Genomic DNA, 17479 nt, shown 5'->3' on the forward strand with positions numbered 1-17479 from the left:
TGGGCCAACTCGCCCTGGCGGGGGGCCTCAAGCGCAATCCCCGGGCGGGCTCGCGGCCCTGCATCGGCGGCCGCCTGCGACAGGCGGTCGTGACCTGCGGGGCAGCGGTAGCGAACTCGGTGTTGATCGCCGCACCGGGGTGGCTACGGTTCGGTCGTGGAGCGCGTGCGGCTGGCCGAGTTGTGTGCCGCGACCTCGCTGTTCACCGATCTGGGGACGGGCCAGCCGTCCGAGCACGGGCTGCGGACGTGCCTGGTCGCGATGCGGCTCGCCGAAGGTCTCGGTCTCGACGCGAACGTGTGCAGCGAGGTGTTCTACGTCTCGCTGCTGCGGTTCCTGGGTTGCACCGCCGACGCCCACGAGCTCGCCGCGATGGCCGGCGGTGACGAGATCCGGTTCCTGGCGGCCATGGCGCCGGTGGCGATGGGCTCGCCGCGGGAGGAGATCGCGCGGATGGTCGGTCTCGTCGCGGCGGGGCAGCCGTTGCCGCAACGGCTGCGGGTGCTCGCGCGCGTGCTGGCCGACTCGAAGGGCGGCGAGCGGTTGCTCCAGGCGCACTGCGAGGTGGGATCTCGCCTGGCCACCGAGATGTCGCTGCCGAAGGGGGTGGCGGACGCGCTCGGCGTGGCCTACGCCCGATGGGACGGGCGGGGAGTGCCTGCCGGCGTCGCCGGGGAGAGCATCCCGATGTCGGTCCGGGTGTCGATCGTCGCCCGCGATCTCGAGTTGTGGGCGCGGGAGACTGGCGACGACGCGGTCCGCCAGGTCCTGCAGCGACGGCGCGGCCACGCCTACGACCCTGCCGTGGTGGATACCGCGCTGGAGATCGGAACGCAGCAGCTGCGGGACTGCCGAGACGACCTGTGGGAGGTCGTGCTGGCCGGTGAACCCTCGCCGTGGGCGCACGTGGCGGGCGCGGAACTGTTGCGCGCGCTGGGCGCCCTGGGTGACTACGCGGATCTGAAGATGCCCGAGCGCACCGGCTACGCCCGGCGGGTTGCGCGTCTCGCGTCCGCGGCCGGCCGGATCGCCGGCCTCGGTACCGCCGACGCCGAGACGCTGGCACGGGCGGCGCTCGTGCACGACCTCGGCGTGGTCGCGGTGCCGATCGGTGTCTGGCGCGCCCGTCCACGACCGGGCAGCGCGGCGTGGGAGCAGGTCCGGCTGCATCCGCACTGGACCGCACGGGTGCTGGCGCGCTGCTCCGGCCTGGAGCAGGTGGCGGTCGTCGCCGGGCAGCACCACGAACGCCGCGACGGTCGTGGGTACCCATCCGGGCTGACCGGGGATCTCGGCCGGGTCTCCGGGCTGTTGGCCTGCACGGTGCTGTACGACGAGATGGCGGCGGAACGTGCCGCGCGCGGCATTGTCGACGTGGCAGTCGACGTGGCAGTCGACGTGGCAGTCAACATGGCTGTCGACGTGGCGGGAGACCTGGCGGGCCTCGCCGGCGAGGGCACGCTGGACCGGGGCGACGTCGGCGCGGTCCTCGGCGCGGCCGGCGTCACCGCCCCGGTGGCCGACGTCGCGCGGCCGGCCGGGCTCACCGAACGGGAGGTCGACGTGCTGGGGCTGCTCGCCCGAGGCGGGACCAACCGCCGGATCGCCGAGACGCTGGGCATCTCCGTCAAGACCGTCGGCGCCCACATCGAGCACATCTACCTCAAGGCCGGCGTGCGTTCCCGCGCCGCGGCCACCTTGTTCGCGATGCAGCACGACCTGATCGGCTGACCCGACCGTGATCGGGTGAACGCCCGATGCGCGCGGCCGGTCGAGTTCGACATGGTGTCCTCCCGGCTGCGACAGGAGCGACCATGCCCATCGCCGAGCTGAACGGCGTCGACCTCTACTACGAGACCACCGGCACCGGCGAGCGTCTCGTGCTGACCCACGGATCGTGGACCGACGGATCCGGGTGGGCCCCGGCCGTCGGCGCGCTCGGCGAGCGTTTCGAGGTCGTGACCTGGGACCGCCGCGGCCACTCGCGCAGCCGCACCGGTCCCGGACCGGGCAGCCGCGACGAGGACGCGGCCGATCTCGCCGCCCTCGTCGAGCACCTCGGCGGACCCGTCCACCTGGTGGGCAGCTCGTACGGGTCGGTCGTGGTGCTGACCCTGGTGGCCCGCCGACCCGATCTGGCCGCCAGCGCCGTCGCACACGAACCGCCGCTGCTCGACCTGCTCGACGGCACAACCGATCCGGCCACTGCCGGGGCGATCGCGGCAGTCGAGCAGGAGATCGCCTCGGTCCTGGCCCTGATCGACGCGGGCGAGCACCGACGGGCGGCCGAACAGTTCATCGACCACGTGGCGGTCGGACCGGGCACCTGGGCCCGGTTCCCCGAACCCTGGCAGGCCACCCTGGAGGGCAACGCCCCCACCTTTCTCGACGAGCAGCGCGACCCCACCTCGCGCTCGATCGACACCGCCGCGCTGGCCGCCGCTGCCGTGCCGCTGATGCTCACCTGCGGCACCGAGGGCCCCGAGTGGTACGGCGCCGTCATCGCCGAGCTGAGCCGCCTGGTTCCCGCGGCACGCGTCGAAGCCATCGCCGGAGCAGGGCACGTCCCCCACGTCACGCACACCGAGCGATGGGCCGCCACCCTGCTCGCCTTCCACGAGCAGCTCACCCCGGCCACTCCGGAGGAGGCGAGATGAGCGCCACGCGGCTGGACATCGCCGCGGTTGACGGGACCCCGATCGCAGCATGGGTCGAGGGCCGCGGTCCGGCGATGGTGATGGTCCACGGCTCGATCGCCGACCACACCACGTTCGCCCCGTTCGTCGGGGTGCTCCGCGAGCACCTCACCACCTACGCCATGGACCGTCGCGGCTTCGGCGCCACCCCGGACGTCGAGGACTACACGATCGACGTCGACTTCGCCGACGTCGCCGCCGTGGTGGACGCCGTGGCCGCCCGTACCGGCCGACCGGTCACGCTCTGGGGGCATTCCTACGGCGCCAACTGCGCGATGGGCGGCGCCGCCCGTACCCGCAACATCAGCCATCTGATCCTCTACGAGCCGAGCCTCGGTCTGCCCTACCCGCCCGGCTCGATCGAACGCATCGAGGCCGCCCTCGCCCGCGGCGACCACGACGCCGCGATCGTCGCCGTGCTGGTCGAGATCCTGGAAATGACCGGCGAGGAGGTCGACGCCCTGCGCGCCGACCCGCTGTGGCCGGTCCGGTTGGCAGCGGCGGCGACCATCCCCCGGGAATGCCGGACCGAGCAGGACTGGGCATACCGACCGGGCCAGTTCGACACCATCACGGCTCCGACGCTGATGCTGGCCGGGTCGGCCAGCGTGCCCGCCGTAGCGCAGGCCACCGAACGGGCGGCAGCAGCGATCCCCGACGCACGCATCCACGTGCTCCACGGTCACGGGCACTTCGCCCACAAGACCGACCCCGAGATGGTCACCAGGCTCGTCCGGGCGTTCAACGCTTCCTGACACCGCCGCCATGTGTCGGTCGGCGCGGAGGTCGGGCGTGGCGGGAGGCGGGTGGAGTTGTTCGAGCGGATCCGCCGGGATCAGCGGCTGGAGAAGCTGTCGATCCGCGAGCCCGCGCAGCGGCATCGGGTGGATGAGGCGGTCGCTGCGCTGCGGCTGTTCGACGACGATGCGCTTCAGCGGCGCCGAGCTTGGACACGGCAAAACCCTATGCCCGCCGAGTGGGCCAGCAGATCATGCTGCGGAGCCCCCAAGAGGATTCCCATTTCGCTCACTCGCGGAATCGGTAGCCCATGCCGGCTTCAGTGATGAGATGGCGGGGCCGGCGGGGTCGTGTCCGAGCTTGCGGCGGAGCTGGGCGAGGTAGACCCAGATAGCTGGCCTCCTTGCGCTCACCGGTGCCCCATGTGCGTTCCAGGAGCTGGCCGCGGGTGACCAGCTTGCCGCGGTGGCGGACCAGGATTTCGCGGACCTCCCATTCGGTGGGTGTGAGTGGACTTCCCGTGCACATCTCTGGACCGTCTTGGCGGTGAGGGCGATGGTGAGGTCGTCGGCGACGACCCGTACCTCCTCGACGTCGTTCCCGGCCGTGGCACGACGGACGGCGGCGCGGAGACGAGCCGTCAGCTCGTCCACGCCGAAGGGTTTGGTGACGTAGTCGTCGGCACCGCGGTCGAGGCGTGAACCTTGTCGGACGAGTCGGTCCGGGCGGAGAGCACGCTAATCGGTGCACCGGTGAAGGTGCGCAGCTGCGGGATGACGTCGGGCGCGATCGATGTCGGGCAGGCCGAGATCGAGGACGATGACGTCCGGACGATGGTGCGCGGCGACGTGGCCTTGCCGTCGCAGGCGGTGTGGACGTCGTGGCCGCGGACGGAAAGGGTGATGCGCAGCGCGCGGAGCAGCTGCACGTCGTCGTCGACGAGCAGGACCCCGGTCATGGCCGGGCCTCCGCAGGCACTGCGGCAGCAGGAAGGCGCACGACCATGGTGAGGCCGCCGCCGGGTGTGTCCTCGGCGGCGAGGGTGCCGCCCATGGCCTCGGTGAAGCCGCCGGCGACTGACAGACCGGGGCCGAGGCCGCCGGAATGGCGGTCGCCGAGCCGCTGGAACGGCGCGAACATCTTCTCCGCGCGGTCGGCGGGGACGCTGGGACCGTTGTCGACCACCCGCAGCTCCACGGCGTTGGCATGCGCGCTCGCGCGCAGAGCGACGTCGGCCTGCGGCATGCCGCAGGGCGTTGTCGAGGAGGTTGGCGAGGACGCGTTCGAGCAGCCCGGGATCGGCGAGGACCTCGGGCAGCTGCTTGTCGATGTCGACATGAATGCGATCGGTGGCGCGGAGCCCGGGATCGAGCCCGGTCAGGGCGAGCGGGGCGACGTCGTCGTAGCCGACCGGGCGCAGCTCGGGCACGACGGCACCGGTGACGAGGCGGGACGAGTCGAGCAGGTTGTCGACCACCCGGGCGAGCCGGTCGGTCGACTCCTCGATAGTTGCCGTCAGCTCCGCCCGGTCCTCATCCGTGAGGTGCAGCCCCGGGGCCATGCTCGAATAGTCCGAACGATGACCCCGCTTCGTCGTCATGCCGGCGCCGACTGCTGTCCGGCATTCCCCCGCACCGGGGCGGCTGATCGGAGGCGGGAGATCACCCCTTCCGCAGCGAGACCGGCAGCGTTCGTGACGGCTGGTCGTTCGTCTTCGCCGGCCTCCTGCCCGACGACTTCCCCCGACTCGCGCCGTTGTCGGGGCACCCTGGTGGCGGCAGGTGCACGGCGCCACCTGGCAACGGCCCGAGGGCCCGCACTCGCACCTCCGCGGACGCGGCACCCACCCCGTCGTCCACGTGTCGTGGCTGGACGCCCGCGAGTACTGCCGGTGGGCCGGCGGCCGGCTGCCCACCGAGACCGAATGGGAGTACGCCGCCCGCGGCGGCGCGGACGGCGCCCGCTACCCGTGGGGCGACAAGCTCACCCCCGGCGGTGAGCACCGGATGAACGTCTTCCAGAGCCGATTCCCCGGACACGACACCGGCGAGGACGGCTATGCCGGCACCGCACCGGTCGACGCGTTCGCACCCAACGGCCACGGGCTGCACAACATGACCGGCAACGTGTGGGAGTGGTGCGCGGACCGGTTCGGCCCCGGCCGCCCGGGCCAGCGGACGATGCGCGGCGGCTCCTACCTGTGCCACGAGTCCTACTGCTGGCGCTACCGCTGCGCCGCGCGGTCGGCCAACACCCCCGACAGCGCCGGCAGCACCGGGTTCCGCCTGACGACGAGCGGCGTCGCCCCGGTCAGGACAGGTAACGGACGTTGACGTTGTGGATCGTGCCGTCGAACGGGAACGGCGCCCTGTCGTAGTAGTCGAGCGAGACCGAGCCACCGTGGCAGACGCCGATGTCGAGACAGTCGTTCGCGGAGAACAGCAGCGGAGCGCTGACCGGCACCCGGCCGGACGCGAGTTCGCTCCCGTCCACCGACATCGTGACGTCGAGCGGTCCACCGGGCTTCGGCTCCGCGTACACCGTCTCGATCCTGATCTTCGCCGGGCCGGCCGGGAGCTTGCGCGCGGCCCGGATCTTCGTCCGCATGACGATGAACAGGTTGTACTCGTAGCAGAGCACGCCGTCCTCGACGTAGCAGGTGAGGCCGCCACCGGCCCCGCCCAGGGCGTAGAGGACGCCGTTGGCGTCCGCGGGGAGGTCCGCGTTGATCGTGACGATGTTGGCCCGGTTCCCGAGGGCGGGCGCGCAGAACTCCGGCATGCGGATGATGTCGCCGGTGAAGTTCCACTCCCGGTACGGAGTGGAGATCCGCAGATCGGGGTGCAGCAGGACGTAGAGCCCGCCGCCGACCGGGTAGACGCTGTTCTTCGCCGCCTCGATCGCGAAGGTCTCCTTGAGCTGCGCGAGCTTCTCCGGCATCTCGGCAGCCAGGTCGTGGGCCTGCGACCAGTCCTCGTCGAGGTGGTACAGCTCCCACGTGTCGTGGTCGGGCGTCCAGTCGTCGATGCCGGGCGGCCGGCCGGCGACCCAGGGGGTGCGGGGGCCGAAGGCCGAGGCCATCCACCCGTCGTGGTAGATGGCACGGCTGCCCATGATCTCGAAGTACTGCGTCCGCAGCCGGCCGGGGGCGTCGGGCTGGTCGAAGGTGTACGCGAAGCTGACGCCGTCGATCGGGTCCTGCGGGACGCCGTTGACCACCCGCGGCGGCGTGATGCCGAGGACGTCGTAGATCGTGGGCACGACGTCGTTGCAGTGGTGGAACTGGGTCCGCGGCGTCGAGTCGGGCGTGATCCTCGCCGGCCAGCGGACCGCCATCGGGTTGCGCGTCCCGCCCAGGTGCGACGCGAGCAGCTTCATCCCCTTGTACGGCGTGCTGCCGGCCCACGCCCACGCGGCGTGGTACTGGTTGTCGACCTTCGGAGAGCCGAGGACGTCGAGGCCCCCGATCTCGTCGAGGGCCTTGATGTGCATCGCGACCGTGGTCGGGATGCCGTTCTGGGCCAGCAACTCGCTGATCGTGCCGTCGATGCCCTCGCCCGAGGAGCCGTTGTCACCCCAGATGTAGAACACCAGGGTGTTGTCGGCGTAGCCCAGCCGGTCGAGCTCGTCGACCAGCCGACCGGCCTGCACGTCGGCGTGCTCGGCGAACCCCGCGGCCACCTCCATGAGCCTGCGCTGGAACGGCCGCTCCTCCTCCGGGACGTCCTCCCACGCCGTCATGTTCGGGTCGCGGGGGGTCAGCTGCGTCTCCGGGGGGATCCAGCCCATCTCCTTCGCGCGGTGGAAGACCCGCTCCCGGTAGGCGTCCCATCCGTCGTCGAATTTGCCCGCGTACCGGTCGGCCCACTCCTTCATCACGTGGTGCGGACCGTGCAGGCAGCCGGTCGCCCAGTAGAGGAAGAACGGCCGGTCGGGCTCGAAGGCGTGATGCCTGCGCAGCCAGCCGATCGCGTCGTCGGCGAGGTCCTCGCTGAGGTGGTAGCCCTGCGCGGGAGTCTTGGGCGGCAGGACGATCGTGGTGTTGCGCACGAGGTTCGGCTCGTACTGCGACGCCTCCCCCGCGAGGAAACCATAGAAGTACTCGAAGCCGACGTTGACCGGCCAGTTGTGGAACGGCCCGGCCGCCGTCGTCTCGACGGCAGGGGTGTTGTGCCACTTGCCGAACGCCGCGGTCGCGTACCCGTAGTCCTTGAGCACCTCCGCGCCGAGAGCGCTGCTCTTCGGGATTTCGCCCGCGTACCCGTCCCAGTCGTTGGCCAGCTCCGCGATCTGACCGTTGCCGATGCGATGGTGGTTGCGGCCGGTCAGCAGGGACGCGCGCGTGGGCGAGCACATCGCGGTGGTGTGGAACCGGTTGTAGCTGATGCCCTCGTCGCGGATCCGGGTCAGCGTGTCCGTGCGCACCTCGCCGCCATAGGTGCTCGGCAGGCCCGGACCGGCGTCGTCGATGAGCACGATGAGGATGTTCGGTGCGCTGTCGGGCAGCCGCCGCGGCCGGACCCGCTGCGTATAGACCGAGTCCTGCATCGTCCGTCCCGCGATGCTCGCGGACGGCGTCGGTGCGAACGGCAGCACTTCCTGCGGACTCATCAGCGGCTCCTCGACAGGCCTCGACCGGCCGGCGCGCACCGTCGTCGCCCTGACGACACGCCGTCGACAACGCACGCTAGGAGGCCGATCGGACGCGACGGCCCACCTGGACGGGGTGAACATCACCTCACGGTCAGTCACAGTCATCCCTGAAGTCGCCATGATCCTCCGGCTCACCCGTGGGCGGATGAAATCTCGGGGTGCGCTCGCGACGACGCCGGCCGCCCCATGGTGCCAGCGAGCCCGTTCTGAAGTCTGGTCGCGGGGGCGACTCGGCACCCTGGACTGTTGCCTTCGAGCATGTGGAGCAGATTCGCCTGACTCTGGTCGTCCCCTTGCAGGCGCACATCTGTGCGGTGACCGACGGGGGACGTGCGAGATGCGCAGGTTGATCGACCGGTGTGCTGGGATCGACGTGGGGCAGGCGCTGCTGGTGGTTGGGCGGCACCGCCGCGGCGGGTCACGGGCCGGGGCGGCAGGCGCATCTGCTGGTCGGCGCGCTGGCCCACTCCGGGCGCAGGCGCGGGGTGCTGGCCGAGGCCGAGGACTTTCCGCACCTGGTCGAGGCCATCGCAGGGGTGGTCGACCGGCTCGACGGGGTGACCCGTCGGTGGCGGTTCGACCGGATGGCCACGGTGTGCTTCCCGGCGTCGGGCCGAGTCACGCCGGCGTTCGCGGCGGTGGCCAAGCACTACGGGTCGGGATCGACATCTGCCCGCCTCGGCGCGGCAACCGCTAGGGCGTGGTCGAGAAGGCCAACCACGCTGCTGCGCAGCGCTGGTGGCGCACCCTCGACGACGTCACCGTGGCGGCCGCGCAGGACGGGCTGGACCAGCTCTGCGCGCGGCTCGATCGGCACGGGTTCGTCGCCGTGACGGCGCTGCGACCACGGTCAGCGCGCTCGCCGCCAGCGAGGGTCTGCGCCCGGCGCCGCGCGCGGTGTTCCCCGCCGAGCTGGTCGTCGCCCGCACGCTGACCCCGCAGGGCCTGGTCGCGTTCCGTGGCAACTCCTACTCAGTGCCGCCCGGTCTGGGGCGCATCCAGGTCAGCGTCCGTCATCGGCTCGGCGCGGACCTGATCCATATCGCCACCCCGGACGGGGCGGTCATCGCCGCGCACCGGCGCGCGCCGGACGGCGCCGGGCAGATCCTGCGCGACACCGGTCACGTCATCGCGCTCGAGCGCGCCGTCCTGACCGCATTCACCGACCAAGCCCCGTGCCGGCACAAGACCCGCCGACCACCCTCGGCGGCCGCGCTGGCCGAAGCCGACCGGTTGCGCGGAACCGCAGTTCCCGACCCGGCCGCCCGGGTCGTGATCGACAGGTCCACCTACGCCGCGACCGCGGCCCAGCTGTCGGGCGCACCCGCCCCACCTCGACCAGCAAGGAGTGACCATGCCCGATCCGAGAGCCGACACCAGGATCGACACCGCACCCGCGATGAGCGAGGCCCGCCGGTTTCAGCAGCTCAAGGCGTCCAGCACGATCCTGACCACCAACGTCAGCATCGCCGACTGGGCCTCCGCGTTCGGCGACGCCACCGTCGCCGCCATGCTCGACCGACTGCTGCACCGCGCCGCCGTCGTCGGCATCGACGGCCCCTCCTACCGACTGCGCGCCCACCAGCACACCGTCGACAACCTGCGCGCCGGGGTGAACGCCCTTGTCAGCTGAACAGCGCGCCGACCGCGCCTGCCCGATCTGCTGGCACACCTTCACCCCGCTCTCCCGCCGACACACCTACTACTCCGACCGCTGCCGCAAGACCGCCCACCAACGCCGCCTCGCCGAGCAGCCACCCCCGACCACCACCCCGGCCACCGACCCGCCACCCGGACCCGAGCGCGCCGCCACCCGCCCCTGCCCCCACTGCGGCGAAACGATCACCATCGTCGCCCTGCTCACCACCCCGCAAGCCGCCCGCCCAACCCTTCCCGCCGTCGGCGACTCGGTCATACCGCTGCGCCGACACGATCGCCAAGCTGCCCGCCACACCTGGGGAAGATGCTCTAGCAACTCTGGGAACTTCCAGCCAGCGTCATCACCACTGCGCGACCGATGCCCGGTACTCCTACTCAGTTCCACCCAACGAGAATCCGGACAGGCTGACTGCCAATTGGCCGGAGGCTCCGCCAGCGACATCCTCGAAGCAGAAGGCCTGGTCAGCGGCCTCCCCCGGCCACACCTCGCCTGCGCAGACCGCGAAACACCCTGAGCCAGGCACCGGTAAAGGGGCCGGAAAGCGGTGCTTTGATCTCGGTTCCACGACCTTGAACCACCCAAACCCCCAGGTCAGGCCCGGGTTGGAGCTCCTCCGACTGGACTCGAACCAGTAACCCTGCGATTAACAGTCGCATGCTCTGCCAATTGAGCTACGGAGGACCGTGGCGCGGGAATCGGCGTGCTGTCGGTCCCGCACCGGCGACGTCAACGATAGCGGAGCCGCCGCCGGTCGCGGCGGGCGGCCCCCTTCGCCGCGGCCGGCCGCGTGCAACCGTCGGTGGTGGCGTCGTCACTCCTGGTCGATCGCCATTCCTGGTCGATCGCCATTCCTGGTCGACCGTCACTCCTGGTCGACATAGTGGATGTCGAACGGCTTGTTCGTGATGAAGAGGATCGTGCAGTCGCCCTCCTCCGACGCGCCGTGGTGCATGGTGCCGCCTTCGGGGAACCAGACGAAGCTCCCGGCCGGGTGGGAGCCCTGGTGCGTCGTGAGCGTGCCCTCGAGGACGTAGACGCCGTGGGCGCACGGGTGGGTGTGCCACGGGTTGGTGAAACCTGCTCGATAGATGATCTTCAGGACCCGCATGCCGGTGTCCGGGTCGTCCATCAGCGGCATGGCCGTGAGCTCGACGCCGATGGCGGGGATGGGGAAGGGCACCCACTCCTGCGTGGTGGTGTCGATCGCGGTGATGTCGACGGGGCGCAGTGCAGGGGTCACTGATGGTCACCTCTTCCGGCGGCGGACGGGGAGGCTCCACTCTTCGCCGGGGGAACGCCGGTGGGCAAGGGCCGGCTGAGGCAGGATGGCGCGCACACCGAACTCGGGGAGAGACATGCTGAAGTTCCTGTTGGGCGCGGCGGTGGGTTACGTGCTCGGCGCGCGCGCGGGCCGCGAGCGGTACGAGCAGCTACTGCGCACCTACGAGCGGGTCGCGGACCACCCGGCAGTGCAGGGCGCGGCGGGAGTGGTGCGCGCGCGGGTGGAGGAGAAGGTCACGGGCCGGCACGCGGAGTCCAACGGCCGCGGCTGACGACCCCGCCCCCACCGGGCAGGCCGGGATCCGGCACGGGCGTCCGGGATCGGCACCCGCCGGCGGGATCGGCACGCGTCGCCCACGTCGGGTCGGGCGTCGGCGCGGTCGGCCCGCGTCGGCACGGGCGTCGGTCGGGCGTCGGCACGGGTGTCGGCCGGGCGTCGGCACGGGTGTCGTCGGGTCCGGCACCCGCGCCGCCGAGTCCGCGGCCGTGCACACGTTCGCCCTGCCGTGCACATGGTGCGCGGTGTGCACGCTGCACCAACGATGTGCACCGCACCCGACGATGTGCACCGCACCCGACGATGTGCATCGCACCCGACGATGTGCACCGCGCCCGACGATGTGCACCCCCGACGATGTCACCCCCCCGACGGTCTGCACCGTCACGGCGCCACGAGGCCCGGCAGCCCGTCGAGGCTCGTCGCGTTGCGCTCCACCGCGTAGCGCTCCACGGCAGCGGCGTCCCGGCTGCGCCACACCGCGTCCAGCGTCGGCCGCTCCTCGACCAGCTCCATCTTCGGCACGGCGAACCCGCACGAGTCGGCCACCCGCGCGACGTCCACGACGATCACCGCACGCGCGTAGGCCCGCCGCTCCTCCCCCGCAGCACCGAACCCGTCGAGGGCCTCGGCGAACCCGGGGTCGCCGGTGAGCAGCGGGCGCCCCGTGCCGTGCAGCCGGACGATCTGCGGGCGCCCGTCGAACGCGCAGAACATGACGCAGATGCGGCCGTTCTCGCGCAGGTGGGCGACCGTCTCGACGCCGCTGCCGAAGATGTCGAGGTAGGCGAAGGTGTGCTCGTCCACGACGCGGAACGTGCCGATGGTGCCCTTCGGGGACAGGTTCACGAGCCCGTCGGCGTCCAGCGGGGCGGTGGCCACGAAGAACACGGGCTGGCGGGCGATCCACTCCGCCAGCCCGGGGTGGATCCCGTCGTAGACCTTGGCCATGCCCTCCGACGCTACGGCGTGGCGGTGAGGACCTCCACCCCGTCCGCCGTGACGAGGACGGTGTGCTCGAACTGGGCGGTGCGCCCGCGGTCCCTGGTGACGACCGTCCAGTCGTCGTCCCAGACGTCGTAGTCCACCACGCCGCTGGCGGTGATCATGGGCTCGATGGTGAAGGTCATGCCCGGCTCGAGGACGGTGTCGACGTTCGGCTCGTCGTAGTGCAGCACGACGAGACCGCTGTGGAAGGAGCGGCCGATGCCGTGACCGGTGAAGTCGCGCACCACGCCGTAGCCGAAGCGGCGGGCGTAGGACTCGATGACACGGCCGACGACGTTCAGCGGCCGTCCGGGACGCACGGCCTTGATCGACCGCGCGAGCGCCTCGCGGGTGCGCTCCACGAGTAGCCGGTCCTCGTCGGCGACGTCGCCCGCGAGGAACGTGGCGTTGGTGTCGCCGTGCACGCCGCCGACGAACGCCGTCACGTCGATGTTCACGATGTCGCCGTCCTGGATCACCGTGGTGTCCGGGATGCCGTGGCAGATGATCTCGTTGAGGCTCGTGCAGCAGGACTTCGGGTAGCCCTTGTATCCGAGCGTGGACGGGTACGCGTCGTGGTCGCAGAGGAACTCGTGGACGACGCGGTCGATCTCCTCGGTGGTGACGCCCGGCGCGACGACCGCGCCGCCCGCGGCGAGGGACTCCGCAGCGATCCGCCCGGCCACGCGCATCGCCTCGATCGTCTCCGGCGTCTGCACCCACGGCTCGCTGCTCGGGGCCGGGCGCGCCTTCCCGACGTACTCGGGGCGCGGGATGTGGGCCGGGACCGGGCGTGTGGGCGACACCCGGCCCTTGGTGAGCAGCGTGCGGGACGGCATCAGCTCAGTGTAGGCGGGCGCGGTGACGGGCGACGCGACGAGCGACGAGGGCCGAGAGTCCCCGCCAGCCGAGCAGGAGCACCGCCAGGCTGGCCGTGGCGACGAGCACGAACGTCAGCGGGAGGCGCCCGGTGACGGCAGCGCGTAGCAGCAGCCCGCCCGCCGCGGTGACACCCACGACGACGAGGCCCGCCCGCAGGCTCGTCGGCGCCAGGCGCACCGGAGGGAACGCCCGGGAGGCGAGCACGGCGACGAGGAACGGGGCGGCGGCGGTGAGCAGGCCGAGCAGGTCGCCCGGCTCGGCGTGGGTGCTGCGCCCGACCGCGGCGAACACCACGACGGCGACCGCGTCGGCGGCGAGGGCGAGCACCGGGATCCTGCTGTTCACGGGTCGACGCTAGCCCGCCGCGCGCAGGAACCGGTCGGCCACCCCGACCGCCACCTCGGACGAGCCCCCGTCGACGACGAGGACGGCGAACGCGAGATCGCCGCGGTATCCGACGAACCAGCCGTGGGCCCGGCCGTCCGCGGCGTACTCCGCGGTGCCGGTCTTGCCGTATACCTCGCCGCGCGCGGCGAGCTGCGACGCGGTCCCCTCGGTGACGACGGCGCGCATCATCGAGCGGACCTGGGCGAGCGCCGCGGTGTCGGGTGTGGTGGCGGCGCTGAGCACCTGCGTGGGCCGGTCCGTGATCAGCTGGGGTACGACGGTCGCCCCGTGCGCGACCGTGGCCGCGACCAGCGCCATGCCCAGCGGCGAGGCGAGGACCTCGCCCTGGCCGAAGCCGTTCTCGGCACGCAGCACCTCGGTCGCGCCTTCCGGGACCGAGCCGGTGACGGTGACCAGCCCGGGCACGGCGTAGTCCGCGCCGAGGCCGAGGCTGCGCGCGGCCACCGCCAGGCCGTCGGGGGCGAGCCGAGCGCCGAGCTGCGCGAACGTGGTGTTGCAGGAACGGGCGAACGCCGTCCGCAGCGGGACGGTGCCGAGGTCGAAGTCACCCTTGTTCGGCACCGGGCGCCCGTCGACGACGACGCCCGCGGGGCAGGCGACCGGCGCGTCCTCGGTGAGCCCGGCCTGGGTGATCCCGGCCTCCGCGGTCACGATCTTGAAGGTGGAGCCGGGTGGGTAGCGGCCGGTGAGCGCCACCGCGCCCTGGGCGTCGGCGGCGTCGTTCTGGGCGACGGCGACGATCTGGCCGGTCGAGGGCTGCACAGCGACGATCATCGCGGCCTGCGGCACGGTCGCGACGGCGTCCTCGGCGGCGATCTGGGTGCCCAGGCTCATCCCCGTGGTGACCGACGCCCCGGGCCGGGGCTCCGCCTCGGTGAGTACGTCCACCGCGGCGCCGTCCGCCCCGACGGTGACGACCGACCAGCCGGGTACGCCGTCGAGCGTCGCGGCCATCTCGGTACGCACCGGCGGCAGGATCTGGCGGCCGAACGCGGCGTCGCGGGCGAGCAGGCGCTCGGAGCGGACGAACCGGACGCCGGCCAGGTCGTAGATGTCGTCCTTGACGAGGGTGTAGTCGCGCTCGCGCAGGACCGCGACGGTGTACGCCTGCCCGTCCGGGACGCCCGCCGCACCCGCGGTGATGGACGCCGCGGTGATGCCCGGGTCGATCCGGCCCAGCGCCCGGCCCAGCGGCGCCGCGGCCGTGGCCGTGGCGGCCTTGTCGAGCAGGACCGTGATCACCTGCGTGGGTGCCATGAGCGGCAGCCCGCCGCGGTCCAGGATCGGTGCGGGCGTGGCGGGCTCCGGGCGCAGGGCGAGCCGCTGCCCGTCGGCGAGCTTCGGATGGACGGCAGAGGGCGCCCACCGCACCGTCCAGCCGGAGTCGGTGTCCGCGGGGACCAGCTCCAGGTCCACCGGGTAGGCCCAGGTGCGGCCCTGCCCGAGGTCCCACCGGACGTCGACGGTGGCGGTGCGCACGTCCGCCGCCGTGCGCACCTGGCCGACCTCGGCGGTGAGCCCTGCCGGGGCGAGCGCGGTGCGGACCTCCGCGAGCAGGGCGCCCGCAGCCGCGGGATCGTCGGTGAGCGCGGCGGCCGCCGCGTCATCACCGGAGACCCAGGCCTCCGCGTAGTCGCGGGCCGCATCCTCGGGACCGCCGAGCAGGCCGCAGGCGGCGAGCGTGCTCAGCAGCACGGCCACACAGGCGAACACGCCGGCGGTTCGGAGTCGGGCCACACCCGGGAGAACGCAGCGGGACGGCGGACGGTTCACCAGCCGGCCCGGGCGTGCTCGCGGCGCTGTCCACGCACGGGGAACCGTGCTCAGAAGAGAATGGTCGCGAAGCTCGCGATCTGGGAGAACCCGACCTTCGCGTACGCGGCGCGGGCGGGATGGTTGAACGCGTTGACGTACAGGCTCGCGATCCGCCCCATCCGGGCGAGCGGCTCGACGAGTGCCGCGGTGCCGATCGTGCCGAGACCCTGGCCGCGCCGCGCGGGGTGCACCCACACCCCCTGGATCTGGCCGACCTGCGCGGACAGCGCGCCGATCTCCGCCTTGAACACCACCTGCCCGTCCTCGAACCGGGCGAACGCGCGGCCCGCCGCGACCAGCTCGGCGACCCGGGCCCGGTAGCCCGCGCCACCGTCCCCTGCCCGGGGGTCGACCCCGACCTCCTCGGTGAACATCGCGACGGCCGCGGGCAGGTAGCGGTCCAGCTCGTCGATGCGCACCTGGCGCACCCACGGGTCCGGCGCCACCGCGGGCGGGCCGGCGAGCACCATCAGCGGCTGGTCCGCGCGCACCTCGCGGGCGGGGGCCCAGTGCTCGGCGAGCTGTTCCCACATCGGCAGGACCAGCTCGGCGCGGCCGACCACCGAGGAGCAGGTGCGCCCGTGCCGGCGCGCGCGGTCGGCGAAACAGCGCAGGGCGGAGCGCTCACCGCGCAGCGGCACGAGATTGGCGCCGGAGAAGCACAGCCCGTCCAGCCTGGCGCCGACGGCCCACAGCTCCCCGCCCAGCCGCCAGGGATCCAGCCCCGCGACCTCCACACGCGCGGCGACCATGCACGCCGCGACGGGATCGGCCTCCAGGATGGAGCGCACGCCCCGCCGGTCCCGGTCGTCGAGCAACCGGGCGCCACCGACCCTCAGCACCTGACAAAGGTGCCATACGGGTCAGCCGACCGTCACCTCCGGTTCGCCGGACGCTTCCATCGTCTCGGCGATCTTCATCGCCTCCTCGATGAGCGTCTCGACGATGGCGTGCTCGGGCACGGTCTTGATCACCTCGCCGCGCACGAAGATCTGCCCCTTGCCGTTGCCGGACGCCACCCCGAGATCGGCCTCACGCGCCTCACCGGGACCGTTCACGACGCAGCCCATGACGGCCACCCGCAGGGGAACCTCCATGCCCGTGAGCCCCGCGGTGACCTCGTTCGCGAGCCGGTAGACGTCGACCTGCGCCCGGCCGCAGGACGGGCAGGAGACGATCTCGAGCTTGCGCGGTCGCAGGTTGAACGACTGCAGGATCTGCGCGCCGACCTTGACCTCCTCGACCGGCGGCGCGGACAGCGACACCCGGATCGTGTCCCCGATGCCCTTCGAGAGCAGCGCCCCGAACGCGACGGCCGACTTGATCGTCCCCTGGAACGCGGGACCGGCCTCGGTGACGCCGAGGTGCAGCGGGTAGTCGCAGGCCTCGGCGAGCAGCTCGTAGGCCCGCACCATGACGACCGGGTCGTGGTGCTTGACCGAGATCTTCACGTCGTGGAAGTCGTGCTCGGCGAACAGACCCGCCTCCCACAGCGCCGACTCGACCAGCGCCTCCGGGGTGGCCTTGCCGTGCTTGGCGAGCAGCCGCTTGTCCAGCGACCCGGCGTTCACCCCGATCCGGATCGGGGTGCCCCGGTCCTTCGCGGCGGCGGCGATCTCCTTGACCTGGTCGTCGAACTTGCGGATGTTGCCCGGGTTGACCCGGACGGCCGCGCAGCCCGCGTCGATCGCGGCGAAGACGTACTTGGGCTGGAAGTGGATGTCGGCGATCACCGGGATCTGCGACTTCCGCGCGATCGCCGGCAGCGCGTCGGCGTCGTCCTGGCTCGGACAGGCGACCCGGACGATGTCACAGCCCGCCGCCGTGAGCTCGGCGATCTGCTGGAGGGTGGCGTTGACGTCGGCGGTGAGCGTCGTGGTCATCGACTGCACCGAGATCGGGTGCTCGGAGCCGACGCCGACCGGCCCGACCTGCAGCTGGCGGGTCGGCCGGCGGGCGGCGAGCGTCGGGGCGGGCGGGGCGGGCATGCCGAGGGAGACGGTCACAACTTCCAGTATCCCCGCCGAACGGCGCGGTGCGCCGCCACCCGTGGCGCGGAGCACCCGGGTCGGGGCCCGGGAC

General features: G+C 72.3%; 17 protein-coding genes, 1 tRNA gene and 3 pseudogenes. 9 read left to right on the forward strand and 12 right to left on the reverse strand.

The features are described 5' to 3' along the window. Window positions 1-156: 156 nt before the first annotated feature. The 3 genes from AB7J25_RS21020 to AB7J25_RS21030 all read left to right on the forward strand — a co-directional run bounded on the left by AB7J25_RS21020 (window position 157) and on the right by AB7J25_RS21030 (window position 3451). The gene (locus AB7J25_RS21020; RefSeq protein ID WP_428511306.1) at window positions 157-1731 is read left to right on the forward strand and encodes an HD domain-containing phosphohydrolase; all 1575 of its coding nucleotides are present in this window, start codon (window positions 157-159) and stop codon (window positions 1729-1731) included. Between the two features lie 83 nt (window positions 1732-1814). Then, on the forward strand, window positions 1815-2657 hold the full coding sequence (locus AB7J25_RS21025) for an alpha/beta fold hydrolase (RefSeq protein WP_428511307.1): 843 nt from the start codon (window positions 1815-1817) through the stop codon (window positions 2655-2657). Then, window positions 2654-3451, forward strand: a complete 798-nt coding sequence (locus AB7J25_RS21030) for an alpha/beta fold hydrolase (RefSeq protein WP_428511308.1) — start codon at window positions 2654-2656, stop codon at window positions 3449-3451. The genes AB7J25_RS21025 and AB7J25_RS21030 overlap by 4 nt, the downstream gene beginning before the upstream one ends. Before the next feature lie 271 nt (window positions 3452-3722). Here AB7J25_RS21030 and AB7J25_RS21035 read toward each other — a convergent pair. Both AB7J25_RS21035 and AB7J25_RS21040 read right to left on the reverse strand, forming a co-directional pair. Then, window positions 3723-4392: pseudogene (locus tag AB7J25_RS21035) on the reverse strand (response regulator). Then, window positions 4389-5001, reverse strand: a pseudogene (locus AB7J25_RS21040) (sensor histidine kinase); the annotation flags it as partial. The pseudogenes AB7J25_RS21035 and AB7J25_RS21040, both read right to left, overlap by 4 nt. A 214-nt stretch (window positions 5002-5215) precedes the next feature. Here AB7J25_RS21040 and AB7J25_RS21045 point away from each other — a divergent pair. Continuing rightward, the gene (locus tag AB7J25_RS21045; protein ID WP_428511309.1) at window positions 5216-5767 is read left to right on the forward strand and encodes an SUMF1/EgtB/PvdO family nonheme iron enzyme; all 552 of its coding nucleotides are present in this window, start codon (window positions 5216-5218) and stop codon (window positions 5765-5767) included. On the opposite strand, the gene AB7J25_RS21050 is transcribed toward AB7J25_RS21045, so the two are convergent. Further along, on the reverse strand, window positions 5745-8045 hold the full coding sequence (locus tag AB7J25_RS21050; RefSeq protein ID WP_428511310.1) for an arylsulfatase: 2301 nt from the start codon (window positions 8043-8045) through the stop codon (window positions 5745-5747). The genes AB7J25_RS21045 and AB7J25_RS21050 overlap by 23 nt on opposite strands. Window positions 8046-8446: 401 nt before the next feature. Here AB7J25_RS21050 and AB7J25_RS21055 point away from each other — a divergent pair, with 401 nt between their 5' ends. Both AB7J25_RS21055 and AB7J25_RS21060 read left to right on the forward strand, forming a co-directional pair. Continuing rightward, window positions 8447-8920: a hypothetical protein gene (locus AB7J25_RS21055; RefSeq protein ID WP_428511311.1), complete on the forward strand. Its 474-nt coding sequence runs from the start codon at window positions 8447-8449 to the stop codon at window positions 8918-8920. Between the two features lie 64 nt (window positions 8921-8984). Next, a pseudogene (locus AB7J25_RS21060) lies at window positions 8985-9131 on the forward strand (Mu transposase domain-containing protein); the annotation flags it as partial. On the opposite strand, the gene AB7J25_RS21065 reads toward AB7J25_RS21060, so the two are convergent. Then, window positions 9060-9212, reverse strand: a complete 153-nt coding sequence (locus AB7J25_RS21065) for a hypothetical protein (protein WP_428511312.1) — start codon at window positions 9210-9212, stop codon at window positions 9060-9062. The pseudogene AB7J25_RS21060 and the gene AB7J25_RS21065 overlap by 72 nt on opposite strands. Before the next feature lie 229 nt (window positions 9213-9441). Here AB7J25_RS21065 and AB7J25_RS21070 point away from each other — a divergent pair, with 229 nt between their 5' ends. Further along, window positions 9442-9720 (forward strand): ATP-binding protein, encoded by a 279-nt coding sequence (locus AB7J25_RS21070; protein WP_428511313.1) that lies wholly within the window; start codon window positions 9442-9444, stop codon window positions 9718-9720. Continuing rightward, a complete protein-coding gene (locus tag AB7J25_RS21075; RefSeq protein ID WP_428511314.1) occupies window positions 9710-10261 on the forward strand; it encodes a zinc finger domain-containing protein in 552 nt (183 codons plus the stop codon). The genes AB7J25_RS21070 and AB7J25_RS21075 overlap by 11 nt, the downstream gene beginning before the upstream one ends. Window positions 10262-10355: 94 nt before the next feature. Here AB7J25_RS21075 and AB7J25_RS21080 read toward each other — a convergent pair. Then, a tRNA-Asn gene (locus AB7J25_RS21080) sits at window positions 10356-10428 on the reverse strand. 181 nt (window positions 10429-10609) lie between these two features. Beyond that, window positions 10610-10987 carry a cupin domain-containing protein gene (locus AB7J25_RS21085; RefSeq protein WP_428511315.1) on the reverse strand — a complete coding sequence of 126 codons (378 nt, stop codon included), beginning with the start codon at window positions 10985-10987 and terminating at the stop codon, window positions 10610-10612. 115 nt (window positions 10988-11102) lie between these two features. Here AB7J25_RS21085 and AB7J25_RS21090 point away from each other — a divergent pair, with 115 nt between their 5' ends. After that, the gene (locus AB7J25_RS21090; protein ID WP_428511316.1) at window positions 11103-11300 is read left to right on the forward strand and encodes a hypothetical protein; all 198 of its coding nucleotides are present in this window, start codon (window positions 11103-11105) and stop codon (window positions 11298-11300) included. 389 nt (window positions 11301-11689) lie between these two features. On the opposite strand, the gene AB7J25_RS21095 is transcribed toward AB7J25_RS21090, so the two are convergent. The 6 genes from AB7J25_RS21095 to ispG all read right to left on the reverse strand — a co-directional run bounded on the left by AB7J25_RS21095 (window position 11690) and on the right by ispG (window position 17403). After that, complete coding sequence (locus AB7J25_RS21095; RefSeq protein ID WP_428511317.1) at window positions 11690-12256, reverse strand: pyridoxamine 5'-phosphate oxidase family protein; 567 nt, start codon at window positions 12254-12256, stop codon at window positions 11690-11692. Window positions 12257-12267: 11 nt separating this feature from the next. After that, window positions 12268-13131: a type I methionyl aminopeptidase gene (gene map, locus AB7J25_RS21100; protein WP_428511318.1), complete on the reverse strand. Its 864-nt coding sequence runs from the start codon at window positions 13129-13131 to the stop codon at window positions 12268-12270. Between the two features lie 4 nt (window positions 13132-13135). Continuing rightward, window positions 13136-13519: a DUF3054 domain-containing protein gene (locus AB7J25_RS21105; protein ID WP_428511319.1), complete on the reverse strand. Its 384-nt coding sequence runs from the start codon at window positions 13517-13519 to the stop codon at window positions 13136-13138. Between the two features lie 9 nt (window positions 13520-13528). After that, a complete protein-coding gene (locus AB7J25_RS21110) occupies window positions 13529-15277 on the reverse strand; it encodes a penicillin-binding transpeptidase domain-containing protein (RefSeq protein WP_428511320.1) in 1749 nt (582 codons plus the stop codon). A 128-nt stretch (window positions 15278-15405) separates the two neighbouring features. Further along, window positions 15406-16239, reverse strand: coding sequence for a GNAT family N-acetyltransferase (locus tag AB7J25_RS21115; protein ID WP_428511321.1), 834 nt, complete (start codon window positions 16237-16239; stop codon window positions 15406-15408). 21 nt (window positions 16240-16260) lie between these two features. Next, window positions 16261-17403 (reverse strand): flavodoxin-dependent (E)-4-hydroxy-3-methylbut-2-enyl-diphosphate synthase, encoded by a 1143-nt coding sequence (gene ispG / locus AB7J25_RS21120; RefSeq protein WP_428511322.1) that lies wholly within the window; start codon window positions 17401-17403, stop codon window positions 16261-16263. Window positions 17404-17479: the final 76 nt, after the last annotated feature.

Origin of the sequence: Pseudonocardia sp., from assembly GCF_050246655.1 — a bacterium.
In the GTDB taxonomy this organism is placed as follows: Bacteria; Actinomycetota; Actinomycetes; order Mycobacteriales; family Pseudonocardiaceae; genus Pseudonocardia.